Origin of the sequence: Sphingopyxis yananensis (assembly GCF_020687785.1) — a bacterium.
In the GTDB taxonomy this organism is placed as follows: domain Bacteria; phylum Pseudomonadota; class Alphaproteobacteria; order Sphingomonadales; family Sphingomonadaceae; genus Sphingopyxis; species Sphingopyxis yananensis.
The window spans coordinates 93,538-120,101 of sequence record NZ_JAJEWI010000010.1 but is presented as its reverse complement, the minus strand read 5'-3'; the positions used below and the strand labels follow the sequence as shown (position 1 = coordinate 120,101).

Annotated in this window: 26 protein-coding genes; 17 read left to right on the top strand and 9 right to left on the bottom strand. The window is 56.8% G+C overall.

Features of this window, described 5'->3' with window-relative positions:
* The first annotated feature begins 134 nt into the window (after positions 1–134).
* Positions 135–1,253: an AI-2E family transporter gene (locus LKO31_RS12160; protein WP_227690834.1), complete on the top strand. Its 1,119-nt coding sequence runs from the start codon at positions 135–137 to the stop codon at positions 1,251–1,253.
* A 66-nt stretch (positions 1,254–1,319) separates the two neighbouring features.
* Here the strand turns inward: LKO31_RS12160 and LKO31_RS12155 are convergent, their stop codons facing one another.
* A complete protein-coding gene (locus LKO31_RS12155; protein ID WP_227690833.1) occupies positions 1,320–2,774 on the bottom strand; it encodes a coniferyl aldehyde dehydrogenase in 1,455 nt (484 codons plus the stop codon).
* Between the two features lie 164 nt (positions 2,775–2,938).
* Here LKO31_RS12155 and LKO31_RS12150 point away from each other — a divergent pair, with 164 nt between their 5' ends.
* Positions 2,939–4,126 (top strand): acetyl-CoA C-acyltransferase, encoded by a 1,188-nt coding sequence (locus LKO31_RS12150; RefSeq protein ID WP_227690832.1) that lies wholly within the window; start codon positions 2,939–2,941, stop codon positions 4,124–4,126.
* A 217-nt stretch (positions 4,127–4,343) separates the two neighbouring features.
* Positions 4,344–4,754, top strand: a complete 411-nt coding sequence (locus tag LKO31_RS12145) for an RcnB family protein (protein WP_227690831.1) — start codon at positions 4,344–4,346, stop codon at positions 4,752–4,754.
* Between the two features lie 112 nt (positions 4,755–4,866).
* On the opposite strand, the gene LKO31_RS12140 is transcribed toward LKO31_RS12145, so the two are convergent.
* Positions 4,867–5,286 carry an SH3 domain-containing protein gene (locus tag LKO31_RS12140; protein ID WP_227691237.1) on the bottom strand — a complete coding sequence of 140 codons (420 nt, stop codon included), beginning with the start codon at positions 5,284–5,286 and terminating at the stop codon, positions 4,867–4,869.
* A gap of 164 nt (positions 5,287–5,450) precedes the next feature.
* On the opposite strand from LKO31_RS12140, the gene LKO31_RS12135 reads away from it, so the two are divergent.
* Complete coding sequence (locus tag LKO31_RS12135; protein WP_227690830.1) at positions 5,451–6,449, top strand: 2-hydroxyacid dehydrogenase; 999 nt, start codon at positions 5,451–5,453, stop codon at positions 6,447–6,449.
* Positions 6,450–6,570: 121 nt separating this feature from the next.
* Here LKO31_RS12135 and LKO31_RS12130 read toward each other — a convergent pair whose 3' ends face one another.
* Positions 6,571–7,974, bottom strand: a complete 1,404-nt coding sequence (locus LKO31_RS12130) for an NAD(P)H-dependent flavin oxidoreductase (RefSeq protein ID WP_227690829.1) — start codon at positions 7,972–7,974, stop codon at positions 6,571–6,573.
* 376 nt (positions 7,975–8,350) lie between these two features.
* On the opposite strand from LKO31_RS12130, the gene LKO31_RS12125 reads away from it, so the two are divergent.
* The 7 genes from LKO31_RS12125 (at position 8,351) to LKO31_RS12095 (ending at position 14,594) form a co-directional block, all read left to right on the top strand.
* Positions 8,351–9,802 carry a succinylglutamate-semialdehyde dehydrogenase gene (locus LKO31_RS12125; protein ID WP_227690828.1) on the top strand — a complete coding sequence of 484 codons (1,452 nt, stop codon included), beginning with the start codon at positions 8,351–8,353 and terminating at the stop codon, positions 9,800–9,802.
* 155 nt (positions 9,803–9,957) lie between these two features.
* Entirely contained in the window at positions 9,958–10,788 is an 831-nt protein-coding gene (gene cobA, locus LKO31_RS12120) for a uroporphyrinogen-III C-methyltransferase (protein ID WP_227691236.1), read from the top strand.
* The gene (locus LKO31_RS12115) at positions 10,785–11,081 is read left to right on the top strand and encodes a DUF2849 domain-containing protein (protein WP_227690827.1); all 297 of its coding nucleotides are present in this window, start codon (positions 10,785–10,787) and stop codon (positions 11,079–11,081) included. The genes cobA and LKO31_RS12115 overlap by 4 nt, the downstream gene beginning before the upstream one ends.
* Position 11,082: 1 nt before the next feature.
* Positions 11,083–12,714 (top strand): nitrite/sulfite reductase, encoded by a 1,632-nt coding sequence (locus tag LKO31_RS12110; RefSeq protein ID WP_227690826.1) that lies wholly within the window; start codon positions 11,083–11,085, stop codon positions 12,712–12,714.
* Positions 12,707–13,120, top strand: a complete 414-nt coding sequence (locus tag LKO31_RS12105) for a DUF934 domain-containing protein (RefSeq protein ID WP_227690825.1) — start codon at positions 12,707–12,709, stop codon at positions 13,118–13,120. The genes LKO31_RS12110 and LKO31_RS12105 overlap by 8 nt, the downstream gene beginning before the upstream one ends.
* A complete protein-coding gene (locus LKO31_RS12100) occupies positions 13,113–13,925 on the top strand; it encodes a phosphoadenylyl-sulfate reductase (protein ID WP_227690824.1) in 813 nt (270 codons plus the stop codon). The genes LKO31_RS12105 and LKO31_RS12100 overlap by 8 nt, the downstream gene beginning before the upstream one ends.
* A 120-nt stretch (positions 13,926–14,045) precedes the next feature.
* Positions 14,046–14,594 (top strand): pseudouridine synthase, encoded by a 549-nt coding sequence (locus LKO31_RS12095; RefSeq protein WP_227690823.1) that lies wholly within the window; start codon positions 14,046–14,048, stop codon positions 14,592–14,594.
* A 50-nt stretch (positions 14,595–14,644) separates the two neighbouring features.
* Here LKO31_RS12095 and LKO31_RS12090 read toward each other — a convergent pair whose 3' ends face one another.
* Positions 14,645–16,156, bottom strand: a complete 1,512-nt coding sequence (locus LKO31_RS12090; protein ID WP_227690822.1) for a replicative DNA helicase — start codon at positions 16,154–16,156, stop codon at positions 14,645–14,647.
* Positions 16,157–16,290: 134 nt separating this feature from the next.
* Between LKO31_RS12090 and LKO31_RS12085 the strand changes: the two genes are divergently transcribed.
* The 6 genes from LKO31_RS12085 to LKO31_RS12060 all read left to right on the top strand — a co-directional run bounded on the left by LKO31_RS12085 (position 16,291) and on the right by LKO31_RS12060 (position 20,868).
* The gene (locus tag LKO31_RS12085) at positions 16,291–16,788 is read left to right on the top strand and encodes a UPF0262 family protein (protein ID WP_227690821.1); all 498 of its coding nucleotides are present in this window, start codon (positions 16,291–16,293) and stop codon (positions 16,786–16,788) included.
* A 2-nt stretch (positions 16,789–16,790) separates the two neighbouring features.
* Complete coding sequence (locus LKO31_RS12080) at positions 16,791–17,570, top strand: glycoside hydrolase family 25 protein (RefSeq protein ID WP_227690820.1); 780 nt, start codon at positions 16,791–16,793, stop codon at positions 17,568–17,570.
* Positions 17,567–18,037, top strand: a complete 471-nt coding sequence (locus LKO31_RS12075) for a cytidine deaminase (RefSeq protein ID WP_227690819.1) — start codon at positions 17,567–17,569, stop codon at positions 18,035–18,037. Before LKO31_RS12080 ends, LKO31_RS12075 begins: the two co-directional genes overlap by 4 nt.
* Positions 18,038–18,140: 103 nt before the next feature.
* Positions 18,141–18,695, top strand: coding sequence for a dCTP deaminase (gene dcd / locus LKO31_RS12070; protein ID WP_227690818.1), 555 nt, complete (start codon positions 18,141–18,143; stop codon positions 18,693–18,695).
* Positions 18,696–18,835: 140 nt separating this feature from the next.
* The gene (locus LKO31_RS12065; RefSeq protein WP_227690817.1) at positions 18,836–20,011 is read left to right on the top strand and encodes a saccharopine dehydrogenase family protein; all 1,176 of its coding nucleotides are present in this window, start codon (positions 18,836–18,838) and stop codon (positions 20,009–20,011) included.
* A 44-nt stretch (positions 20,012–20,055) separates the two neighbouring features.
* Positions 20,056–20,868, top strand: coding sequence for an acyl-CoA thioesterase (locus LKO31_RS12060; protein WP_227690816.1), 813 nt, complete (start codon positions 20,056–20,058; stop codon positions 20,866–20,868).
* A gap of 64 nt (positions 20,869–20,932) precedes the next feature.
* Here the strand turns inward: LKO31_RS12060 and LKO31_RS12055 are convergent, their stop codons facing one another.
* From LKO31_RS12055 to LKO31_RS12035, 5 genes are all read right to left on the bottom strand, one after another.
* A complete protein-coding gene (locus LKO31_RS12055; RefSeq protein ID WP_227690815.1) occupies positions 20,933–22,432 on the bottom strand; it encodes a sensor histidine kinase in 1,500 nt (499 codons plus the stop codon).
* Positions 22,429–23,163, bottom strand: coding sequence for a response regulator (locus LKO31_RS12050; protein ID WP_227691235.1), 735 nt, complete (start codon positions 23,161–23,163; stop codon positions 22,429–22,431). Before LKO31_RS12050 ends, LKO31_RS12055 begins: the two co-directional genes overlap by 4 nt.
* Before the next feature lie 96 nt (positions 23,164–23,259).
* A complete protein-coding gene (locus LKO31_RS12045) occupies positions 23,260–23,934 on the bottom strand; it encodes an EF-hand domain-containing protein (protein ID WP_227690814.1) in 675 nt (224 codons plus the stop codon).
* A 275-nt stretch (positions 23,935–24,209) separates the two neighbouring features.
* Positions 24,210–25,283 carry an alpha/beta fold hydrolase gene (locus tag LKO31_RS12040; RefSeq protein WP_227690813.1) on the bottom strand — a complete coding sequence of 358 codons (1,074 nt, stop codon included), beginning with the start codon at positions 25,281–25,283 and terminating at the stop codon, positions 24,210–24,212.
* A gap of 1 nt (position 25,284) precedes the next feature.
* A complete protein-coding gene (locus LKO31_RS12035; protein WP_227690812.1) occupies positions 25,285–26,133 on the bottom strand; it encodes a TIM barrel protein in 849 nt (282 codons plus the stop codon).
* Positions 26,134–26,564: the final 431 nt, after the last annotated feature.

Here is a 26,564-nt window from a genome sequence, read left to right as displayed (position 1 = left end):
GCCCAAATGTGACAAATATCTGCATAAACATAAAAAAATTCACATTTCGCATCCCTCCCCCACCCCTCCATAGTGGACTTAGTGCTTCAAACTGTCCGCTTGTCTGCCGCCACGCTTTCTATAAACTCTTGTTTATGATCAATGACCAACCGCCACCGCGCCCGCCCGCCGACACTCCCGCCGCCGTGGCCGACCCCATAAGGGTCGCCAATGCGGCAACCACGCATCTGCCCTATGGGCAAATTGCCATCGCCACGCTGATTGTGCTGGGCATATTGGGTTCGGCATTGGTCATGATTGAATTGACCCGTTTCTTCATGCTGGTTTTTGCGGCGGTGGTGATTGGTTCGATATTCGACACCATCGCGTCTGTATTATGCCGCCACTTGAAATTGGGGCGCGGTATCGCCCTGACCCTATCGGTGATCAGCTTGATCGCCATTATCGCAGCGGCGTTCACGCTGTTCGGTTCACAACTGGCCGGACAGATCGACACCATCCAAGACAGCATCCCCGGCGCGGTGACCAATGTCGAAAATTTTCTCGACCGTTTTGGCTGGGGCGACAAGGCCCGCGAGCTGACATCTGTCAGCAGCAACGACATTAGCCAAATCTTGTCCCAAGCAGGCGGCTATGCTTTGGCCGCTGGCAGCAGCTTGGCCGATCTGGTGTTGGTGCTGGTCGGTGCCATTTTCTTGGCCAGTGACCCTGCAACCTATCGTCGGGGGCTGTTGTTGCTGCTGCCAAAGCCAGCCGTCAAAACCGCAGATTTGGCATTGGATGATATTTCCCATGGCCTGCGCGGTTGGATGCTGGGACAATCTGTCTCGTCGCTGGTCATCGTCGCTTTTACATGGGCGGGGTTAGAATTGCTGGGCGTTCCGGCCGCAGCGGGTCTTGGCTTGCTGGCTGGATTGCTGGATGTCATTCCCATGATCGGCCCGATCATTGCTGGCCTGCCAGCCGTGCTATTGGCCTTTACCGTTTCGCCCATCACCGCGCTATGGACCTTATTGCTATATTTAATCATTCAGCAATTGCAGGGCAATTTCCTGCAACCTATGATTCAAAAACAAGCCGTCAACGTGCCCCCCGCCGTCTTGCTATTTGCCGTTATCGCGGCTGGCTTGTTGTTCGGTACAATGGGCGTATTGCTGGCCGCCCCCCTGACCGTGGTGGTTTTTGTGTTGATTCAGCGCGTTTATGTTCAAACTTTGCTGGGCAAGGATATTGATGTGGCGGGCCGCAAATAAGCCGCCCGCCCCCAAACATTTTTCGTTACAGGACCTAGAATGACGCGCCGCCCCGATGCTGGCGCGTCATTTTTTCAACTGCCGCGCCAATGTCTTGGCGGTGACTGAACCATAGGGGGGCTTCAAGCCCGCCATACCCGCCACATCCATTTTCGGTTGCTTATAAACGGCGCGTGCATGGCTGAAGGTTTTGAACCCGTCATGTCCATGATAATTGCCCATGCCGGACGGACCAACACCGCCAAAGGGCAGATCTTCCATAGCATTGTGGAACAAGACGTCATTCACCGTAACCCCGCCCGAAATGGTACGGCCAAGGACATGATCTTCCTCGCTTTTGTCGGTGCCAAAATAATATAGGCCCAAGGGCCGATCATGCGCGTTCACATAATCAATCGCTTCGTTGATATCGCGGTAAGTTTTCACCGGCAGAATTGGTCCGAAAATCTCGTCCTGCATCACCTTCATATCATCGGTAGGATTGCGGATGATGTGCAGCGGCATTTTATGGCCGTTGGCCGTAGAGAAATCTTCTTGAGCGGGATTAACCTCAATCACCTCGGCCCCTTTTTCGCGGGCATCGGCCAGATAGGACATCAGCCGATCATGATTTCGACCATTCACCACAGAGGTATAATCATCATTATGCAACATGGTGGGATAAAGGGCCGCCGCGCCGCGCGTCACGGCATCGATCATGCTCGATTCCTGATCTTCGGCAACCAGCAAATAATCGGGCGCCAGACAAATTTGCCCCGCATTCATCAACTTGCCCATCGCCACGCGTTGGCCCGCCAATTCGTGGTCCGCGCTGCGACCAATAAAGGTCGGCGATTTTCCGCCCAATTCCAGCGTGACCGGCACTAGATTGTCCGCCGCGGCCCGCATAATATGCCGCCCTACGCTGGTCGCACCAGTAAAGATTAAATGGTCAAAAGGCAGTTTGGAAAAAGCGACCCCAATGTCGCTGCCCCCTGTAAACACCGCCATTTCGCTGTCGTCAAAATATTGCGGCACCAATTGCGCCATCAAATCGGACACATTTTCGGTAAATTCACTGGGCTTGATCATCGCACGGTTGCCCGCCGCCAAAATGCCCGCCATCGGCACAAAGACCATCCCGACAGGGAAGTTCCATGGGCTGACCACGCCCACCACACCCTTGGGCTGGTACACAACATTGGCCTTGGCCCCCAACAAGCCCAGCGGGAAAGTCGGCTTGCGCTTTTCACCCTTAGACCATGATTTCATATGTTTTTGGGCATGTTTCAGCGCGCCAATCGCGGGCATAATATCGGTCATCAACGTTTGATCGCGGCTGCGATGCCCAAAATCTTCACTCGCCGCTTTGGCAAAAGCATCGGCATGATCAACTAATAAGGCAATCGCCCGCTGTATTCGATCAGAGCGAACCGATAAATCCTCTGGTAAGGCGGCGGTAAAACTGGCCCGCTGCTTTAACAAAATCTGTTGCATACGCGATGTTTCCGCTGCGTCATTCTGCGATACCGATGTTGCCATGTCCCACTCCCCCAATTTTATCTTGTGCTGATATCCAACAACATCATGCCCAGCCGTTGGTTTCAAGACGAAACTGACAGGCACCCCATCGCATTTCCATTTCGCAACCGCAGCAAAAGCTGCTAATCGCCCTTCAAAATATCATTCTCTGGAGGTCCGATACCATGTCCACAGCCGATCCCATTGTTTTCCTGTCATACGCACGCACGCCCATGGGCGGGATGCAAGGCGTGTTCTCTGATGTCTCGGCTACCGAACTGGGCGCCGTGGCGGTGCAAGCGGCGGTTGAGCGCGCCGGTATTAACGGTGCGGACGTCAAACGCATTTATGTTGGCAACGTTCTGCCCGCTGGCTTGGGTCAGGCCCCTGCCCGTCAGGTTGCGATCAAGGCTGGCTTGCCCACTTCGGTTCAGGCCACAACCGTCAACAAGGTTTGCGGGTCGGGCATGCAAACGGTCATCATGGCCGCCGAAGCGTTGATGGCAGGCAGCATCGACCTCGCCATTGCTGGCGGCATGGAATCGATGACCAACGCACCTTATGTGATGACCAAGCATCGTTCGGGTGCCCGCATCGGCCATGACACCATCTATGACCATATGTTCTTGGATGGCCTCGAAGACGCCTATGACGCTGGCCGCGCGATGGGCACATTCGCCCAAGATACCGCCAATGATTATGGCCTGACCCGTGAAGATATGGACAATTATTCCATCGCTTCGCTGGAACGCGCGCAAGCCGCCATCGCCGCTGGCGCTTTTGCCGACGAAATCACCCCTGTCACGGTGAAAAGCCGCAAGGGCGAGATGATTGTCGACACCGACGAACAGCCTGGTCGCGGCAATGCCGCCAAAATCCCAACCTTGCGCGCCGCTTTCGCCAAGGACGGCACGATTACCGCTGCCACCAGCTCGTCGATTTCGGACGGTGCAGCGGCTGCCGTGGTGACACGCCAATCCTATGCCGAAGCCAAGGGCCTGACGCCGGTTGCCAAGCTGGTGGCTTTTTCAGCCCATGCCCAAGAACCCAAGGATTTCACCATTGCCCCCGTCGGTGCGATCAACAAATTGCTGGAAAATGCAGGCTGGAGCGTCGACGATGTCGATCTGTTCGAAATCAATGAAGCCTTTGCCTGCGTCGCTATGTTCGCGATGAAGGACATTGGTATTCCACATGACAAAATCAACGTGCATGGCGGCGCGACCGCACTGGGTCACCCACTGGGTGCCAGCGGCCTGCGTATCATCGTAACGCTGATCGCCGCCTTGAAGCGCCATGGCAAAAAGCGCGGCGTTGCTAGCCTGTGCATTGGCGGCGGCGAAGCCACAGCGGTGGCGATTGAACTGATCTAAAGCTATTCAGCTTATCCGAATAAGGGCCGCTGCGTCACCACGCAGCGGCCCTTATTCTGTTTTGGTCATCATAGTTTGCGACACAATGCGACAATGATGTCCAACAGATAAACAAAGCATTCTGATTTTGTTCAAATCGAATCATCTAGACAGAAATGGTCGCTGGGTTCCCCCTCCCGCTTCCCCTCCACCGGCAACGGTTTGAAAGGATGATAAGATGAAGAAAAATATTCTGACCGCTGGCTTGATCGCTGCTCTGATGGTCCCCGCCGTTGCCAGCGCCCAACCGTCCTATAATTCCCACAATCGTGATCATGCGGCCACCACCCAGCATAATCAGCGCGACCATCGCTATGACAACAACCGCAACAACACGCGCGATTGGCGCCAAGACCAGCGTTACAGCAACTTCCGCGCGCCCTTCGCCTATCAACGTTTCCAGAACGGATCGACGCTGCGCCGCGATTATTACAACAATAATTACCGTCAAAATTGGGACAGTCGCTGGGGCCTGCCCCGCGCCAACAAAAATCAGGTCTATGTCCGCCATTATAACGACCTGTTGTTGGTGAATGAACGCAATGGCAAGGTTGTGCGCGTCTATCGCGACATGTTCCGCCGCCGCTAAGCGTCCCGCCATGGCTGCATTTCGCCTTGCCATCGCCTAACAAAAAAGGCCGGTTCCCCACGGGTTCCGGCCTTTTTTGTTACCCTATATGTTCATCGGATATGGGCCCGCCTTAATCGCCCCAGATATGGGCGGCGGCAATCCAACCCTTGCGGCCCTTCACGTCCAACATGCAAAATCCCTTGCGGCATTCCCCCAAGCGACCAACAACCCCCGCCTCAACACGGTAGGCAATGCTAGCGTCTGATTCTGGCGATGTCCGCATAACCCGCGTTCCGCCTGTCACAATGGCCGTGCGCGCAATGCTCAGCAACCGTGCTGCCATCCACCCTTCGGCACCATCTGGGTCCACAATTTTGCGCCATTCATTATGGACCTGCACGACCTTAACCGGCAGATATTTCCGGTTATATTCCCAAATAACCGGCACCGCAGGTGATGGCCCTTTGCGCATACGCGCTTCATCCACATTGATGGACGCCCAATAAGGAACCTCACGCTCCGCCTGCGCAAAAGCGGGAACGCTGGTCATGGTCAACAACAGGACGCCGATTATTCTAGGGAAATACATAGCCTATATGTGTCAAAAATCGGTCCAATTATCAACAGCCGGAACAACCGCTTTGCGAAGAATTTCCGCCATATTCTGTGCGTCACGTCTTGACGCCTGCCTGCGCGCAGGCTCTATCCCAACTTATGTCGGAATCAACACCACCCAAACGCCCGCGCGTCATCGTCACCCGCCAATTGATGCCTGCCGTGGAAGGGCGCATGGCCGAATTGTTCGATGTGGCCTTGTCGGCCCATGACCATGCCTTCACGCAGGATGAGTTGATCGCGGCCGTTCAGAACTGCGACGTATTGGTTCCGACCGTGACCGACCGCATTGATGCGGAGGTAATTAACGCTGCTGGCGACCGGTTAAAGCTGATCGCCAATTTCGGCGCGGGGGTCGATCATATTGATCTGGCTGCCGCCCGTGCGCGCGGCATCATGGTGACCAACACCCCAGGCGTTTTTACCGAAGACACCGCCGATATGACGATGGCGCTGATCCTGTCTGTCCCCCGCCGTCTGGCGGAAGGGGAAAAGCTGATGCGGTCCGGCCAATGGCAAGGCTGGGCCCCCAGCGCCATGTTGGGGCACCGTGTTGGTGGAAAATTGCTGGGCATTATTGGCATGGGACGCATTGGTCTGGCCGTGGCCCGCCGCGCCCGCGCCTTTGGCTTGTCGATCCATTATCACAACCGCAAACGCCTGCCCGCCGCGATCGAAGAGGAATTGAGCGCCAGCTATCACGCCAGCGTCGATACGTTGCTGCGGATCAGCGACGTCGTCACGCTGCACTGTCCGCACACGCCCGAAACGCAAAATATGGTCAATGCCAAACGCATCGCAACCATGAAACCGACCGCCTATTTGATCAACACCGCGCGCGGCGAAATTGTCGACGAACGCGCGATGATCGAAGCCTTGAAGGTGCGCCGCATCGCGGGGGCTGGGCTGGATGTTTACACCCATGAACCCGCCGTGGACCCCGATTTGCTGGCGTTAGACAATGTGGTGCTGTTGCCGCATCTGGGTTCTGCCACCATCGAAGGGCGCGAGGCATCGGGCAGCAAAGTCATCGCCAATATCCGCGCATGGGTGGACGGACACCGTCCCGCCGATCAGGTGCTGGACGGCTGGATGTAAGCAGCGCGCGCTCACCCATTGGTGGCGCGGAACGATCGGAATCATCCTTCCCAAAAACAACAAAAAAGGCGCCGTCCGTTGGGATGGCGCCTTTTTCTATATTACAACCGCAAGGACGGCATCAATCGCCAGCCAAAATCCGGTCCATCAACTGCTGAACGGTTGGTGTGAAATTGTTGGAATAAAATGGATCGGTCCTGAAATTAAAGGCCGCATGACCTGCAAACATCAGATTTTGATCAATATTTCCGTTGTGCGCGACATCTTGCAACGTCTTTTGGATACAGAAGCTGCGCGGGTCCGCCAAATATCCCGTGGTATAATCATCATGGTCTTTCCATGACGAAAAACCACAATGCGACAAGCAGCCCATGCAATCGGTCTGATCCTTGCGGATGATATCGCGGTCGGTTTCGGTCACAAACACCACTGTATTATCCGGTGTTTTCAATGCGACCACATATCCTTCCGCCACCCACGCACGGGCGCGGTCACGGTCATGCGGCGTGACCCAGAAATTCTTGCCCTTCACGCCCGCATCCAATTGGACAACATGGTCGCCCGCTTCTTGCTTGCTATACGGGATTTGACGTTCCGAACGTGCCTGCAAATCCCGCAAGAAGGGGTTGATCACGGCGCTGGAATAAAATCCGGTGGGCGAGAAGCGGTGCAGCAAGACGTCGCCGTCCTGCAATGTCCGCAGATGGTCTTTCCACACTTGCGGAATCGGGCTTTCCTGCGTCAGCAAAGGCCGCGTGCCGAATTGGAAAATAATTTGGCCCAGTTCCGGATTGTCGATCCAATCCTGCCAATCGCGCAGATACCAGACGCCGCCAGCCATCACGATCGGCACGTCATCCGAAATCCCCTCGCCGCGCATCACATCGCGCAGCGCCTTTACGCGGGGGAACGGATTTTCGGGTTTCAACGGGTCTTCGGCATTGGACAGACCATTATGGCCGCCAGCCAACCAAGGATCCTCATACACAACCGCGCCCAGCAAATGCGGGACCTTATGGTACGACCGCTTCCACAAAGCACGAAAAGCACGGCCCGACGACACGATCGGCAAATAAAGGACATTATGCCGCCCAGCGATTTCGCTCAGCTTGTACGGCATACCCGCGCCGCAGGTGACGCCCGTCACCAAACCGGGGGTTTGTTCCAAAATACCTTCGAGAATTTCTTGCGCGCCGCCCATTTCCCACAGCACGTTGATATTGATGGCACCTTTGCCATTCGCAATCTCATGCGCTTTGCGAACCTGCTCCACGCCGCCAGCGATGCCATAGCGAATCAATTCGTCATGACGTTCGCGGCGCGTCGCGCCATGATAGATTTGAGGGATGATGTTACCATCAGCATCGGTGCTGTCTGCATTGACGGCCGATACGGTTCCAATCCCCCCTGCTGCCGCCCAAGCGCCGCTGGAAAGATGGTTTGTTGCGGATACGCCTTTGCCACCCTCGACCAAGGGCCAGACTTCGCGTCCGCCATAGAGGATGGGCCTCAAACCTTTAAACACGTTAGAACCTCGTTTCTGCAAATCAGCTTTCTACCAAAGCTGATCCCTCTACTTTGCGTAAGCGGAACATGACGGCGAAAGTCAATGCCGCTGCCCCCATTTCGCCGCAAACAAAGCAGGTTTTTACGCCTTCCATGTGCATTGATGTCAACGACAAATCACGCTCAAGCCCAAATGCCCCCCACAATTTATGGATAGAATGGAGTCGGCATGGACCGACAGGTGGATGCCCTTTTCCAAAGAAATTTGATATGCTGTTTACCTTTGGTTGGTGATTTTCGCCCACTCTGCCTACTGACAAAGGTGACAGCCGCCGCAATCTGTCCATCGCTCCTGATTGTGATGCACTGACATTTGGGATAAATATTATCTAGATATGACCGACTTTCTGAACATCGTGGAACCAGCAACCGGCCAGCATCTGTGGTCTGGTGTGATCAGCGATGTGGATTCGGACGTCGAAATCGCGCGTCAGGCTTGGTCCGAATGGGCATCTAAGCCGCTGACATATCGCACAGAAATGATGCGCCGCTTTGCCAATCAAGTCAAAGCCGAACGCGATGTTTTGGCCGACCTGATTTCGCGCGAAACCGGTAAGCCTTTGTGGGAATCGCGAACAGAGGTTGAGGCGGTTATCGAACGAGTCGAAGCATCCATCAAATCCAGCGGCGAACGAACCCCCAACCGCCGTATCGAAGGGGCGCTCGGCCTGCGTCAGGCCCTACGCCACAAACCCCATGGCACATTGGCGGTCATCAGCCCTTATAATATGCCAGCCCTGATACCGGCAGGGCATATTATTCCCGCGCTCATTGCGGGCAATAGCGTGGTCTTCAAACCCTCAGAAATGGCCACCGCTGTGGGCAGCAAATTGACGGAATTATTCCGCGCCGTGGGCTTGCCGAAATCCGTGTTGCGCTTGGTGGTTGGCGGACCAGAAATCGGAAAAAAGCTGGCGGCCCACCCCATGATCGACGGCCTGTTATTTACAGGGTCTGCCCGCACAGGCTTGGCGCTCAATATTATGTATGCCGCCAATCCAGGCAAAATACTGGCGCTGGAAATGGGCGGCAATAACCCCATTGTGGCGTGGGATACGGTGGACCTTCGCACGGCGGCGACCTTGGTGGTACAATCAGCCTTTCTCAGCGCAGGACAACGTTGCAGCAGCGCGCGCCGCCTGATTGTCAAAAGCAGCATGGCCGACGCGTTGATTGACGAAGTGAAAATTCTGGCGAACCGCATCATCGTCGACCATCCCCATGCCGACCCTGCGCCCTATATGGGACCAGTCATCAGCAATGCGGCAGCCGACGAATTGACGGGCGCCTTTTTGGACCTGATGGCAAAGGGCGGACAGGTCATCCGACCCATGACCCGCCCCGACCCCGACCTGCCCTTTCTGACACCCGGCATCATTGACGTGACATCGGTGACGGATCGCAGCGACACCGAATATTTCGGCCCCCTGCTGCAAGTCAGCCGCGCCGATAGTTTCGAAGATGCCATGGCCCAAGCGAATGACAGCCGCTTTGGCCTGTCCGCGACCTTGCTGGGCGGATCCCCCAGTCATTACGACCAATTTTGGGCCAATATTCGGGCAGGCGTGATCAATTGGAACCGCCCGACCAATGACGCAGCGCCAACATCACCTTTTGGCGGCCTTGGTCTGTCCGGCAACCATCGCCCGACCAGCTTTTATGCAGCCGATTATTGCGCCTATCCGGTCGCCAGCGCGGAAATAGACACGATGCGCGCATCCATTGGCATTGGCCTGCGCGCGGATGAACGCGATGCCCCGAAATTGGTGCTCAAAGGCTATTTCTAAGCGCTCCCGCGCCTTCCAAGCTTTGTCGCGCGGCCAATTTTGGGGTCTATTATAGCAGCTACCGTGTCATTTCTATGGGGCCGTGAAATATTAGCTTGGCCGAAACAAAAAAACCCTGCTTTGCCCTTTTGGTCGCAAAATCCCATATGGACAGCATGGAAAAAAATTCGCCTCTCCCTTCTCGGCTTCCCGCCAGTGCGCCTTTGGGCAAGCTATGGCTGGTTGGTGCTGGCCCCGGCGACCCAGATTTGCTGACGCTAAAAGCCGCGCGCTTGTTGGAAAGCGCGGATTTGGTGGTGCATGACGGCTTGGTCGGTCAGGGCGTGCTGGACCTCATTCCCCCGCATGTTGAACGGATCAGCGTCGCCAAACAGCGCAGCCGCCACACGATGAAACAGGAATTGATCAACGAATTGATCGTCCGCGAGGCCTTGGCAGGCCGTCAAGTGGTGCGCCTGAAGGGCGGCGACCCGTTTATTTTTGGCCGCGGCGGCGAAGAATTGGACGCGGCCCGCGCCGCTGGCGTGGCATGTGAAACCGTGCCCGGCATCACCGCTGCGGCGGGCTGCGCGGCGCAGGCTGGCCTGCCCCTCACCCATCGCGCCGATGCCAGTGCGGTGACCTTTGTGGCGGGCCAGTGCAAAGATTTGTCGGACCAAGACTGGTCGGGCTTGGCGGGCATAGGTCGCACCTTGGTCATTTACATGGGCCTAGCAACCGCCGCCGCCATTTCGGACAAGCTGATCCATGACGGCGTGTCGCCTGATCTGCCCGTGTGCGTCATGGAACGCGGCACGACGGCGCAGGCCCGCGCCCTTCGCACGATCTTGACCGATCTGGGCGATTTGGTCCTCCGCGAACAAGTTGCCAGCCCTGCATTGATTATCGTCGGCGAAGTCGCCAAACGCGCCGATGCGCTGGACTGCCTTGGCGCACCGGGAATCGCGACCCAAATCGACGCCGTTCTTTTGAGGAACCAAATATGAAGCTTTTGACGGGCAATGACCTGAACACAGGACTTGTCACATGGTGGACCGGAAAGGACTGGTCCATTCATATCGAAGACGCTGTGGACGTGGGCGAAGATGGCGAAACCATCGCCGCTGCCGAGGAATTGGCGCGCCGCATTAACGGCCCTTATGTGATCGGCGGCGAATTGACAGCCGAAGGTCCGCGCCCTGCCCATATCAAGGACCGCATCCGCGCCCTTGGCCCCACGGTGCGCGTTGATTTGACGTTGAAACCCAATGACCCCTCTGCCGCCGAACGGGTGATCTGATATGTATCAATATGACCAATATGACCAAGCGATGGTCGACGCCCGCGTGGCCGAATTTGCCGACCAGGTGAAGCGCCGCCTGTCCGGCGACATGACCGAAGATCAGTTCAAACCTTTGCGCCTGATGAACGGTTTATATTTGCAATTGCACGCTTATATGCTGCGCGTTGCTATTCCTTATGGCACCTTGTCGTCCAAGCAAATGCATATGCTGGCGCATATCGCCCGCAAATATGACCGCGATTATGGCCATTTTACCACCCGCCAAAATCTGCAATTCAACTGGATCAAGCTGGACGACACGCCTGAAATTTTGACCGATTTAGCGTCGGTGGAAATGCATGCCATCCAAACCAGTGGCAATTGCATCCGCAATATCAGTTCGGACCAATTTGCTGGCGCAGCCGCCGACGAAATCACCGATCCGCGCCCGTGGGCGGAATTGCTGCGCCAATGGTCCAGCTTCCACCCCGAATTCAGCTATTTGCCACGCAAGTTCAAAATCTGTGTGATCGCTGCCCAAGAAGATCGCGCCGCAATGCGCTTGCACGACATTGGCATTCAGATCATCGAAAAAGACGGCGTGCATGGCGCGGCTGTTTATGCGGGCGGCGGCATGGGCCGCACCCCGATGATCGCGCCTTTGATCAAAGAATTTGTGCCGCTCGAAGATTTGCTCAGCTATCTTGAGGCCTGCCTGCGCGTCTACAACCGCTATGGCCGCCGCGACAATATGTACAAAGCGCGTATCAAAATCTTGATCCACGAAATTGGTGCAGACAGCTATCGCGCCCAAGTGGAAGAGGAATTTGCGCAGGTAAAAGCGCTGGGCATCGACCCGCCGCGTGCAGAATTTGACCGCATCGCCGCTTTCTTTGCGATGCCAGACCTTGATGCCAATGCGTCAGATGATCTGGACCTGTCGCACAAAGACTTTGCCTTGTGGGTCGGCCAGAATGTCGCCAAGCACAAGGCCGCTGGCCATGCCATTGTGACCATCAGCCTCAAGCCCATCGAAGGCATTCCGGGCGACGCCACTTCGGCCCAGATGGACTTGATGGCCGATTTGGCGCTGCAATATAGCCATGACGAATTGCGCATCACCCATGCGCAAAATGTCGTGCTGCCGCATGTTCGCAAAGCTGATTTGTTCGCTGTTTGGGAAAAGCTGGTGGCAGCGGGCCTTGCTACGCCGAACCTCGACCTGATCACCGACATGATCGCTTGCCCCGGCCTTGATTATTGCAGCTTGGCCAATGCGCGCTCCATTCCGGTCGCCCAGAAAATCGCCGATCGCTTTGCCGATCTTGATCGCCAGCGCGATCTGGGGGAATTGAAACTCAAGATTTCGGGCTGCATCAACGCCTGTGGTCACCACCACGCCGGTCACATCGGTATTTTGGGAGTCGATAAGAAGGGCAAGGAAAATTACCAGCTCTCCTTCGGCGGTTCGGGCGCACAAGATGTCAGCATCGCCAACATCACCGGTCCCGGCTTTGACGAGGACGGCGTGGTCGATGCTATCGAGCGTGCGACCGACAAATATTTGGCGGAACGCCGTGACGGCGAACGCTTTATCGACACCTATCGCCGTATCGGCATGGCCCCGTTCAAGGAGGCGATCTATGGTTGATCAGCTGAACCACACAACCGACACACCCATTGTTTCGATGGATGAATTTTTGTCGGAATCCAACGCCATCGCCGTCCGCATTGAACCGGGCGAAGATGCGCGTTTGCTGTTGCCCCATTTGGATCGCCTGACTTTGGTCGAAGTGGCATTTCCCAAATTCCGCGATGGCCGTGGTTTTTCCTCCGCCCGCATTTTGCGCGAAGCTGGCTTTACCGGAACATTGCGCGCCCAAGGGGATGTGCTGATCGATCAACTCAGCCACATGAAGCGCTGCGGCTTTGATGCTTTTGCGCCCGATGTGCCATTGAATCCCGATCATGCCGCCACAGCCTTGGCGACATGGCCCGAATATTATCAAACCGCAGCCGACAAAGCGGTGCCAATTTGGAAATTACGCCATGGCTAATCCTGCTGCCCAAGATGTCCGCGTCCGCGATGTGATTGATACGGCGCCGCGTTTCGCGGAAACCGATGTCATTCGCCTCAACAATCTGTTTCGCGGCGAAGAAGCGGCAGATATGGTCGCGGCTGTTTTGGGCGGCGACCTGATCGGCGACGCCGCGATTGTTTCCAGCTTTGGCACGGAAAGCGCAGTGTTGCTGCATCTGGTTACACAGGCCAAGCCTGACGTGCCCGTGCTGTTCCTCGACACAGGGAAACATTTCCCCGAAACCTTGGCCTATCGCGATCAATTGGCCGAGTTGTTGGGGCTGAATATCATCAGTTTGACGCCGGACCCCGATGATATTGCGGAAAAGGACGCCACCCAATTGCGCTGGTCTTATGACCCTGATGGCTGCTGCGAAATCCGCAAGGTCAAGCCGCTTGAAAAGGCATTGGCGAAATTTGACGCCAGCATCACGGGGCGCAAAGGTTTTCAAGCATCCACCCGCCAAGGTCTGCCCCGCTTTGAACCGGACGGCGACAGCGGACGATTAAAGATGAACCCGCTGGCCAATTGGACGCGGGACATGCTGGACGCTTATTTTGAAACTCATAATCTGCCGCGCCATCCTTTGGAATCCCAAGGCTATCCCAGCATCGGCTGTTCGCCTTGCACATCCAAGGTGCAACCGGGCGAAGACCCGCGTTCGGGGCGCTGGCGCGGGTGGGACAAGACTGAATGCGGCATCCACAGCGCTGTTACGCCCATCGGCGGCGGCCCCTCGACCGACCCGTCGGATGATCCCGCGAACGAACCCGCTTTCTAAAGCCAGATCAACATGACATAATCAGGGCGCGGTTTTGCCTTATGGCGGCCGCGCCTTTTTCTTTGCGCGCTTTGCACCCTTCGCGCTGCTACGCCTTGTCCAGAAATGAATTTTTCATCCATGACGCTGATCATTTTTAACAAACCTTTCGATGTGCTCAGCCAATTTACCGATCAAGGAACCGCTGGATCGGCGCGCCGCACCTTGTCTGATTTCATCGACATTCCCCATGTCTATCCGGCGGGCAGGCTGGACCGAGACAGCGAAGGCTTGATGCTGCTAACCGATGATGGGCGCCTGCAAAACCGCATATCCGACCCCAAATTTAAAACGCCCAAATGCTATCTCGCCCAAGTGGAGGGCGATATCAGCGACGAAGCGTTGGATAGACTGCGCAGCGGGGTGATGCTGAAAGATGGCATGACATTGCCCGCAAAGGCCGAACCGATCGACGATCCGTCGTTGTGGGACCGAGATCCCCCCATTCGCGTGCGCAAAAGCGTGCCGGATGCGTGGTTAAAACTGACCATCACCGAAGGGCGAAACCGCCAAGTGCGCCGCATGACCGCCGCCGTCGGCCTGCCCACGCTGCGCCTCATCCGCTGGAGCGTTGGCCCTTGGTCACTGGATGGCCTTGATTTGGGCGAATGGAAAAAAGTCGACGCCTAGTCAGGCTGCAAAACATATCCCTACCAAGCATCGCTTGGCAGGGACGTGCATCACTCATAATCCTCATAGGCCATGCTATCATCGGCCAAATCGTGGAATTTCGTGGTCTTGGCGTCAAATTGCAGGCGAACCTTACCGGTCGAACCGTGACGGCTTTTCGCGACGATCAATTCCGCCAAGCCAAACACCCGTTCCATGTCGCTGGCCCATTCTTCATGCGCTGCGTGAATCTTAATGTCGTCGCCTTCAACGGGCCGCTTGGGTTCTTTGGCCATCATATAATAATCTTCGCGGAACACGAACAGCACCATGTCGGCGTCCTGCTCGATCGAGCCGGATTCGCGAAGGTCAGACAATTGCGGGCGCTTGTCTTCGCGGCTTTCCACCTGACGCGAAAGCTGGGACAGCGCCATCACCGGTACGTTCAACTCCTTTGCCAAGGTTTTCAAACCACGCGAAATTTCGGAAATTTCTTGAACGCGATTATCGCCGCTTTTCGACGAGCCTTGCAGCAGCTGCAAATAGTCAACGATGATGAAGCCAATGCCATGGCGGCGCTGCAAACGGCGCGCACGGGTGCGCAAGCCCGCAATGGTCAGGCCCGCCGTGTCGTCGATGAACAAGGGCAGGCTTTGCAATTCCGTCACCGCGCGGCTCAGTTGTTGGAACTGCTCCTTGCTGATCTTGCCCATACGCAAGGCCTCGCCAGACACGCCCGACTGTTCCGCCAAAATACGGGTCGCTAGCTGATCGGCGGACATTTCAAGGCTGAAAAAGGCGACTTTCGCGCCCATATTTTTGTCAGGGGCAATGCCGTCCCCCTCGTCGCGCTGCCAGCGCGACGCCGCATTATAGGCGATATTGGTCGCAAGCGAGGTTTTGCCCATACCAGGACGGCCCGCCAAAATCATCAAATCGCTGTCATGCAAGCCGCCGATTTTGGCGTTCACGCTGTTGATGCCGGTGGTAATGCCCGACACGCCGCCGCCGCTGTTCAGCGCCTTTTCAGCGGTGCTCAGCGCCACCAAACTCGCCTGTGCAAAGCTTTTGACGGACCCCACAGCCGAATCGCCGCCCGCCACGCGGTACAGCGATGTCTCGGCATCCTCAATCTGGGCCTGTGGATCGACGCTTTCGCTGGTATCCAGCGCATTTTCCACCAAATTGCGGCCCACGCCGACCAATTCGCGCAGCAAAGCCAGATCGAACAACTGCTGCGCCATATCCCGCGCACCGATCAAGCCCGCGCCGCTGCCCGTCAACTGCGCCAAATATCCAACGCCGCCCAGCGCCTTCATCTGCTCATCATGTTCAAAATAGGGTTTCAGTGTGACCGGTGTCGCAATGCTATTGCGTTCGATCAGGGTCATGGCCTGTTGATAAATCCGGCCATGCAGCGGTTCAAAAAAATGGTCGGCTTGTAATTGCACCGGCAAATCTTCGACGACTCGGTTATCGATCAGCACCGCGCCCAAAAAGGCCGCTTCGGCTTCGATATTGCGCGGCAATTGGCGCGCTTCACCGGCCCCAGCCAGCGTCGGAAATGCAACTATGTCAGACATGGATGATGTCATGCGACGGTCCGTCCTTTTGTGCAAGTCGCAAGCCATAGGGTGGTAGCGGCTTTGGGTTGCCATCACAGGATGACATCTGCTCCCTTGCCCTTCTGAAACGGTTGGCTAGAAAGGATTGCGACATGACCGAAGCAGATCCATCGAAACAGCGCATCATCTCTGTCGAGCTTGACGAAGGCTCGATTGTCTGGCGCAATCCGGACATTGAACAGGAACGGCGGGTCGCCATTTTCGATCTGATCGAAGCCAATAAATTCGTGCCCCAACGCGGCCATGCGGATGGCTATGCGGGCCCCTACCGCCTAAAATTACGCGTCGAAGATGGCCGCTTGGTATTTGAAATCGGCCGCGAAGATGGCTCTGCTTTGGAAGCGATCATTTTGGGCTTGGGCCGTTTCAAACGCCCTATTCGTGACTATTTCGCCATTTGCGACAGCTATTTCCAAGCCATTCGCTCTGCCACCGCGCAGCAAATTGAAACGGTCGACATGGCGCGCCGCGCATTGCATAATGACGCCGCAGAAATGCTGATGGACCGGTTGGACGGAAAAATCGCGGTCGACTTCGACACAGCGCGCCGCCTGTTCACCCTGATCTGCGTCCTGCACATCAAGGGATAATTATGTCACGCCTTCCTGCCTCAGGCAGAAATTCACGGTCTGTTTCGGCCAGCACCGCCATGCCTGCTATGGCCGCCATGCCCGAACGCCTGCGCCGCATGGCCGTGCGCGCGGGCTCTGTGCTGTTGGTCGCCTTGCTGGCCCTTGCGCTCATTTTATGGTGGGCCGCGCGCTGGACGCCCGACCGCCAGCAATATCCAGTGCAGGGTATCAACGTCGATGCCAGTAACGGCGATATTCACTGGGGCTGGATGAAGGCCGCAGGCGCAGACTTTGCCTATGTCATGGCCACCGATGGCAGCGAACGCACGGACGCGCGCTTCAAGGCCAATATGGCGGGCGCCCGCGAAGCGGGGGTGCGCGTGGGCGCGATGCACCGTTACAATGTGTGCCAATTGGCCGCAGACCAAGCCGCCAATTTCATTCGCCATGTGCCGCGCCGTTTTGACAGCCTGCCTGCCGTGGTATGGTTGGATTTCGACGACCGTTGTTCTGAACGGCCCAGCCGCGCGCTTTTATTGTCCGAACTCGCGACCTTTTTGGCACAGATTGAGGCGCATAGCGGCAAACGCAGCCTGATCGCCCCTGGCCCCGCTTTCGACAAAGAATATGATGTATCGAACGGCATCGCCCGCACCATTTGGCTGCGCCGTGATTTTTTTGAACCAAGCTATGGTGCCCATGCTTGGACCATGTGGCAGGCCAACCGCCATGTGCGTTTGGCAGGTGCCAGCGGCACCGTCGGCTGGAATGTTGTCCGCCCCGAAGGAGAAACCATGTGACCAGCGCCCTTTCCTCTGCCCCTGAACTGCTCAGCTTGATCGCGGCGGCCCGTGACGCGGCATCGCGCGCTTATGCCCCCTATAGCGGCTTTCATGTCGGCGCGGCTCTGCGCCTGAAGGATGGACGCATTGTGACGGGGGCCAATGTCGAAAATGCCAGCTATGGCCTGACCTTATGCGCCGAAACCAGCGCCGTTGCTAAATTGGCCAATGATGGCTTGATCGGGGAATTGGCCGAAGTGGCGATCATCGGCGGGCGTCCGGACGGCGATCAATTGCTGGGTAGCGAGGCTGTCAATCCCTGTGGCCGCTGCCGCCAGATTTTGAACGAAGCCGCAGAACGGTCCAAGACTGACATTGCCGTCCATTGCGTGTCCGGCGATGGCAGCAGCGTGAACAGCTATCGCCTCAGTCAATTATTGCCTGCGGCCTTTGGGCCAAAGGATTTGGGCTTGATCAACGATTGATCCTGACCGCATAGCAGGCACCAACTATTGGCCGCTGTTCGGGCGTGCTATTTGAAACATCCGGCCTTGCCATCAAGGCCGTGAGGGGGAACAACAAGCGACTATGGCCATACTTTCCGATAAATGGATTCGCGAAGCCGCGCAGACACAGGGCATGATTGAACCATTCGTCGAGGCTCAGCGCCGCGATGGCTGCATCAGCTATGGCCTGTCCTCCTATGGCTATGACGCGCGCGTCGCACCGGAATTCAAGATTTTCACCAATGTTGACAGCGCAGTGGTGGACCCCAAAAATTTCGATTCCAACAGCTTTGTCGATCGCACCACCGACGTTTGCATTATCCCGCCCAACAGCTTTGCCTTGGCCCGTACGGTGGAATATTTCCGCATTCCTCGCGATGTGTTGGTGATCTGCCTTGGTAAATCCACCTATGCGCGCTGCGGTATCATTGTGAATGTCACCCCGCTGGAACCGGGCTGGGAAGGCCATGTGACGTTGGAATTTTCCAACACCACGCCCCTGCCCGCCAAAATCTATGCCAATGAAGGGGCGTGCCAATTTCTGTTCCTGCAAGGCAATGAACCGTGCGAGACCAGCTATGCGGACCGCGCTGGCAAATATATGGGTCAACAGGGCGTCACCCTGCCCCGCCTGTAAAGCAGCGCAATATCAGCCATATTTGCGCTACGCGGGATGATCCGCCGCCCCACAGGCGGATCATTCGATACACGGGCCCTTGACGCGCGGCGATGCTCCACTAGCTTCCACTTAACGTTTACGTAAATGGGAGAGCATCTATGGCCAGCGCCCGTGAATTTGACATCATCGTCTATGGCGCGAGCGGTTTCACCGGTCGCCTTGTCGCAGAATATCTTGCCCATCATTATGCAGGCCGCGACGACGCGCCCAAATGGGCAATGGCGGGACGCAGCGTCGATAAATTGAACGAAGTGCGCAGCCTGATTGGCGCGCCCGCCGACACACCAATGATCGCCGCCGATGCGGAAAACCCAGCCTCTTTGGCCAATATGGCAAGCCGGACCAAAGTGGTGCTATCCACCGTCGGCCCTTATCAACTTTATGGTGATGCGCTGGTCGCTGCCTGCGTCAAGGCGGGCACGGCCTATGCCGATTTGTGCGGTGAACCCGGCTGGATGCGCGACATGATCGACCAGCATGAGGCCGCCGCCATCGCATCGGGCGCGCGCATTACCTTTAGCTGCGGCTTCGACTCCATCCCCTTTGATTTGGGGGTTACTTTCCTTCAAGAAGAAGCGATCCGCCGTTTTGGTGCCCCCGCCCCCCGCGTCAGAGGCCGTGTTCGCGCCATGCAAGGCGGCGCATCGGGCGGCACCATCGCCAGCCTGACTGAAACATTAAAGGCCGTGGCCCGCAAACCCTCGCTCGCTTTGCTGCTGAAATCCAGCTTTGCCTTAACGCCAGATTTTAACGGACCCGACCAACCCAGCGGTTTGGTGCCGGAATTTGACGAGGACAGTGGCCGCTGGGCCGCGCCCTTTGTCATGGCCCCGATCAACACCAAAAATGTTCACCGCACCAATTATTTACTGAAACATCGGTGGGGCCAGAATTTTGTTTATGACGAAATGCTGCTGACCAGCATTGGTGATGCGGGCAAAGCGATGGCGGAGGCCTTGGCCAGCGGTTCACCCTTTGGCGGTTCCACCCTGCAACCGGGCGAAGGGCCGAGCAAGGAAGAACGGGAAAACGGCTTTTACGATATTCTCTTTACCGGCGAATATCCTGATGGACGGAAAATCAAGGCATCGGTCAAGGGTGATTTGGACCCCGGCTATGGATCGACATCGCGGATGATCGCGGAAACCGCCATTGCTTTGTCCCAGCGCACAAAATCCGAAGGCGGCATCTGGACCCCCGGTGCTTTGCTGGGCCAGCAATTGATCGACCGCCTGACCCGCGAAGCTGGGCTGACTTTTGCCATCGAAGACTGATGGTTATCCCAAATAATGAAACCAATATATAGGCGAAGGACAGAATGACCGACACGATAACCACCCCCTCCTTGGATGATTTGCTGGCCTCCCTCACCACCGACGACAGCGGCAACCATGCCACTGCCCATATCGACCCCAGTTGGATGCAAGGCCGCACCGCCTATGGCGGCATCAGCAGCGCGGTGGCGCTGGCGGCAGTCAAACACCTGCACCCTTGTGACGCGCCGCTCCGCTATGCCCAAATCAGCTTTGTTGGGCCGGTCAGCGGCGATTGCAGCGTCGCGACGCGCTTGCTGCGCCAATCCAAATCCAGCCTATTTGTCGATGCTGTTGTGTCCAGTGACGCCGGTGTTGGCACAACGGGAATGTTCGCATTCTCGCCGGAACGGGACAGCCATTTGGACTATAATATCTTGTCCATGCCCGATGTCCCCGCACCCGAGGACTTGGAACCCATGCCGCCCCACCCCGCACGGCCCAGCTTTACCAGCCACTTCGATATGCGCCCAACAACCGGACCAAAACCGTTAATCGGGCAAGACAAGGCGGACATGCTGACATGGGTGCGCTTCGTCCATCAACCAAGCTGCGATCCGGTCGTGGCTTTGCTGGCGATGGGTGATGCGCTTCCGCCGGCGGCCCTGCATATGTTCCGGCAAATGGGGCCGATCAGTTCGATGAACTGGACCGTGAACATGCTGAGCAGCCATCCGCAAACGGACGATGGTTGGTGGCTGCTGAAGTCGGTGTCCGGCTATACACGGCGCGGCTTCTCCGTCCAAGACATGACCATTTGGAATCGCGCGGGCGAAGCCATTGTGTCAGGCAGTCAGGCTGTGGCGCTTTACGCCTAAACTATCGCTGACGCCCCGTCATGGAACAGGGGCGTCAGCACATCCTTTTGGGCACGAAACCAAGCTAGCGCGGCAAGCGCACCACGGCGTCCAGCCCGCCACCGTCGCGGCGGCGCAGTTCCAAGGCCCCGCCTTCGCCCTCCGCAATATCGCGCGCGATGGACAAGCCCAAACCAGACCCGCCCGTGGCGCGGTTGCGGCTGATTTCTCCGCGCGCAAAAGGCTCCATCAGCGCGACAATTTGTTCATCGCTCAAACCAGGGCCATCGTCGGAAATGATCAATTCGGCGGCATCCTTGCTTGTCACCACCGACAAGCGCGCCCGCACGCCATAAAGTACGGCATTGCTGATCAAATTGCGCAGCGCACGGCGCAGCAACAATGGGCGAACCTGTATCACCGTGTCGATGTCAGGCGATGCCGTGTCCATCTGCACGTCCTGCCCTTGCTCGCGAAATTCGTCGGCCAATTCCTGCATCATCATTTGCGCAGACAGATTTTCCGGTTCCTCCGTGCCCGCACCAGAACGCGCCAGCGCCAAAATATCGGTCAGCATCAATGTCATTTCATCGATGCTGGCGATCATTTTTTCCCGCAAAACATCCTTGTCCACTTGCTCCACGCGGACGCGCAAACTGGCCAAAGGCGTGCGCAAATCATGGCCAACCGCCCCCAGCATCCGATCCTTGTCCGACAACATGCGGTCGATACGGGCGCGATACATATTAAACGCCCGCGTCAGTTCGCGCACATCCGATGGACCAGCCTCGGGAACAGGGTCATGATCCCGCATCAAGGGTGTTGCGCGGGCCGCACGGGTTAATTCCCGCAAGGGCTTGGCCGCACGCCATGCGATCCACATAATCGGACCCAATAGCAGCAAATAGAGCATCAGGGTCTGCCAGAATAAGAACCCACGCAATCCCCCGCCATCATAAGGCAAGCGTCCGCGCGCCGTATAATATTGCCCATCAATTGCTGCGGAGACATAAATGACCGGCCCACGCAAATCATAGGGTCCATCGGGCGCACGGCGGGGCATGGCCCAAGCACGCACCGATGACGCTTGAACCCCAGCCTCGGCTAGCCGATCCGACACATATTTTCCGACATCTTCGCGCAATTCCGCTGTTTTGGGCAAGGCCACCGGCGTATCGGTAATCCGCATTCGCATGGCGCGGTCCGGCCGATCCGGTTCAGCGCGTCCATGATCTTGATGGCCATGATCAGCCCGACCGGCTCCATAGCCTGCACCCGCCCCCCGCATGTCATCGGGGACGCGCGGAGCGCCGCGCCGTTCGGCGACGGGCGACATCGCAGCATTGTCATCCGCCCCAAATATGCCTTCGCGCACGTCACCAGCACCATTGCCGTCGCCATTCCGTTCCCGTTCGACGGTATCCGCGATACGGGCGACGATCATCCCGCTGCCATGGGCGATGGCGCGTTGTTCTTGTGATCGGGCTAGCATGGTAAAATTCACAGCCTGCGCAACGAACAAAGCCAAGGCGATGGCGACCACCAACTGGCCGACCAACCCCTTTGGCCATAATCGCTTGATCATGTTGCTGGCCCCATGCGCTTTACCTCGCACGCTAGCGTATAACCCCCGCCCCATACGGTTTTCACAATTTGTGGCTGGGCGGGATCAATCTCTATTTTCTTGCGCAGGCGGCTGACCAAATTGTCGATAGCGCGGTCAAAAATCTCTGCTTCGCGCCCGCGCACCAAATCCAGCAAACGTTCGCGGCTCATCACCTGTCGGGGATAGCGGACCAACGCATTCAGCAAATGAAATTCACCGGACGACAAGGCGACTTCGGTGCCATTTTCGTCCACCAAAACCCGTTCCACTTCGCGTAGCAACCAACGGTCAAAGGCATAGCTGACGCCGCTGCTGCTCATCGTCCGTCCGCTTTGTTGGGTCCGGCGCAGCACGGTGCGAATACGCGCCACCAATTCACGGGGATTAAAGGGTTTCACGACATAATCATCCGCGCCCATTTCCAGCCCGATAATCCGTTCCGTATCCTCGGCCCGCGCGGTCAGCAAAATAACCGGCATATCGCCGCTTTCACGCAGATGCCGCGTCAAGGACAAGCCATCTTCGCCCGGCATCATGATATCGCTGATCACCAAATCCACGGATTGCGCGCGCAAGACCGATCGCGCTTCCGACGCGCTGGCCGCCGTGGCGACCCAAAAGCCTTGAGATTCCAGATATTCCCCCAATGGCTCGCGGATCGAGGGTTCATCGTCAATCACCAACAAACGGGGCGTTTCCATATCGGTCATCATATTCCAAATCCGCTAAGCCAATGGCCATATATAGCCGCATAGCGCCCAACCCTTTTCAGGGGTGGGCGCTGGATGCATCCTTTGCAAGCCGGCTTATTTTGCCGTGGGGGCCGCTGGCGCGATATGCGCGGCGCGGCGTTCGCCACGCTGTGCCCGCATTGCGGCACGGGCCGTCTGCCGTTCTGCCGCCGTCACTTTTCCGTCCTTATTCGCGTCCATTTGGTCGAACCGCGTCAAAGATTTGGCGACAAAATCTGCCTTGGTGATCGTCGCATCCGGCCCCATGCCATGGCCACCGCGTCCGCCGCGACCACCCATCATGCCATGATGACGGCCACCACCGCGTCCATCCCGTCCGGCAAAGCGATGCTCACCGCGCGCGGCCTTGGCGGTGTCGCCTGCGGCAGGTGCGCTCGCATTTGCCATGCGTTCGGCGCGCTGGGCAGCAAAGGCTGTACGACGTTCTGCCATTTTGGCTTCGCGCTGTGTGCGGGCCTGATCAAATTCGGCCTTGCTTACAGTGCTGTCTTTATTGGCGTCCAGCGCAACAAAGCGCGCCTCATGCCGTGCATTTTGACGAGCGGTACGATCGGCCGCATCCCATTTTCCGTCTTTATTCACGTCCATTTTGTCAAAACGGGCTTCGGCATGGCTTTGGGCTTGGGCTCGGGTCATGTCCGCTGCCTTGGCGGCATCTGCTGGCATTGCAAAAGCCGGAACCGCCATCGCCGATGCGCTCAGGGCCAAAAGGGTGATCATCTTTTTCATATCGAAACTCCGGTTCGGGGTCAGCGGTAAAGGGGAAGTCGCTGCCCCGTTAATGGCGTTCTAGCCCCGCTTTGTAGCATGACGTTGCCGTAAAACCCAAAAATTGTCGCAAAATGTCGCATATCAGCAGCGCCATTCATCCCAGCGACAGAAGCCCCAAGCATCGATACCAGCCCCAGACCATTTCGGGGCCGCCAAATGATGACGCTGTTCGTTGCTCCTGCATCAGGAACCACAGCGTCATCATTCGCATCATCCTATGGAAGTGATAGCGTTCAACGCCATTCCACCGAGTGGAAAAAGGGAATGAGCGCCTTGTTCATTTCTTCGGGCTGCTCCATTTGCACAAAATGCCCCGCATTGGGGATTAGGTGAATGCCGCGCAAATCCGGCACACGGCTTTTCATAATATCCAGCGCATCGGGGGCGATCATTTTCAAAACAATATCGTCCGCGCCAGACACAAATAGGGCTGGCACCTCGATATTGGCGTCAGCCCACTCTTCGCCCAGTTCCCAGTTGCGATCAGCCGCGCGATAGGAATTGAAGCCACCGACGAAGACTTCCCCTTCATTCGCCGCAGCCGTTTCTGTTATAAAATAGTCCATGTCCGCTTCCGACATCCAAGCCCAAGGAAGCGCGGGCGCTGGGGCCAAAACATCCAAATAGCCGCTATTTTCGGATGGATGGTCGACATAGCTTTTATATTCACCGCCGCTGCTCAGCGCCCAGAACAAACGCCGCAGAAATTCCCCTGCCCGTGGTTCCAATTCCCGTTCCGCAGGGCCGATGGCCTGCAAATAATGCAGGTGCAGGAAATGCTTTTCGGCCGCCATCGCAAAGGCTTCGGTTGGGCGCATACCGCCCGCCCATTCCATAGCCACATCGGTCGATGAACTATTGCGGCCACGCCCACCGCGCCCCGCCAAATCAAAGTCATAGGGGCATGACATAATCACCACGCCCGCCACCCGCTCTGGGAAGCGGACCGCCAGATTGCAAACTTGTTGCGCGCCAAAATCATGGCCCACAAAAATCGCTTCTTTCTCTTTGATGGCGTCCAACAAACCGATCATGTCGGCCATCGCCATATTGGCGTCATAGGATGCGACGTCCAACGACCGCTCGCTGCGACCATAGCCGCGCTGGTCCACCGCAATGGCGCGATAACCCGCCCGCGCGACCGCTTCCAATTGGTGACGCCAGCTATACCAAAGCCCGGGGAAACCATGGCAAAAGATCACAGGCTTTCCTGTGCCGCATTCCACAATGCGCATTTTCATGCCATTTGTTTCGACGACTTTTTCCGTCAGACCCAGCGTTTCAACCTGTTCCACCAAACTCTCCATTTTATTTTTCTGATAAAAATTTGCGCAAATTCGGCATGATGTCGGCCTCGCCTTGGCGGCTGGGCAATGGCTGGAATTCCAATTCCACAGCGCCATCAAATTGGCGCTGGGCTAGCAGCCGAAAAATTTCGTCCCACGCCAGCGTGCCTTGGCCTGGGGCGCACCGCGCCGGTGTGTCGGCCAATTGAATGGTATCGATGATATCCCAGTGGCTATCCAATTGATGCAGCACATCTTCGCCCGACAAGGCGGAATGGCCCGTATCGAACAACAAGCGCACCGCAGGATGTCCGACCGCACGTACAATCTCTGCGGCCTGCTCGGTATGTGTGACAAATAAACCGTCAATCCATTGCGGTGCGACAGCTTCGACCAACAGCGTCAATCCAGACGCTTGGGCTTCGTCGGCATGGTCCTGCAAATTGCGGATCATGGCGTCCATTTGCTGCTCATGGCTTTGGCTTGCATCAGCACCAGTCACGCACACGGCTTTGGCTTGGGGAAATTGGCGCAAAATATCCGCGCTGGAAGAAAGACTGGTTTTCAGCAGACGGGTGCCATCCGCAGATTTGACATTCCAGACCGGCTGATTCCAATGCGCCAAATCATTGTTGAACGTACCAAAACATAAGCCAAAATCTTGCAAAGCCCGTGATATTTCCGCTTGTTGCAACGGCGACCGCATCTTCACATAGGGATCAAACAGGCCAGAAAAACCCTGGGCAGCCAAATAGCGAATCTGATCGGGCGGAGCAGAAGAAGCAGCGCTATGCGCGAACAGCGGCGCATCGGGAGCAGCCAGACCCAAATGGCCCGAAAATCTTATGTTGGGATATGCCCCCTCGCTCACTTCCGGCCTTTCCCAACTATTATTTTTTCATGACGGCAGATCAGGTCACAGCCTGTTCAGCAAAGACTGAGCCGCCCATCACATCGTTACAATATCCCTGCTTCGATAATATATGCAATATCAATTTGCCATTTTTTCTACGAATGACATTGAAAATATTTCAATTAAATCACAATTTGCGTAAAATTTGATCGTAAAAATAACCCACCCCAATTCTCACATCCAGCATCGCCCTCTAGCCACCTCCTGAAGATGGACGGCAAAGGAGAAGCTCGCGACACGCTGACAAAAGGAATAGCCAAACCCCCGCCTTTATGGCCCAAGGATATTTCCAACGAGCCGTTCCGGACCCCGAAGATTTGCCGATTGCTAAAGGGGCTGCGGGTCGGCGGCGCTTGGCCCGATATGCAGCAGCACTGCGGCCAGTGGAA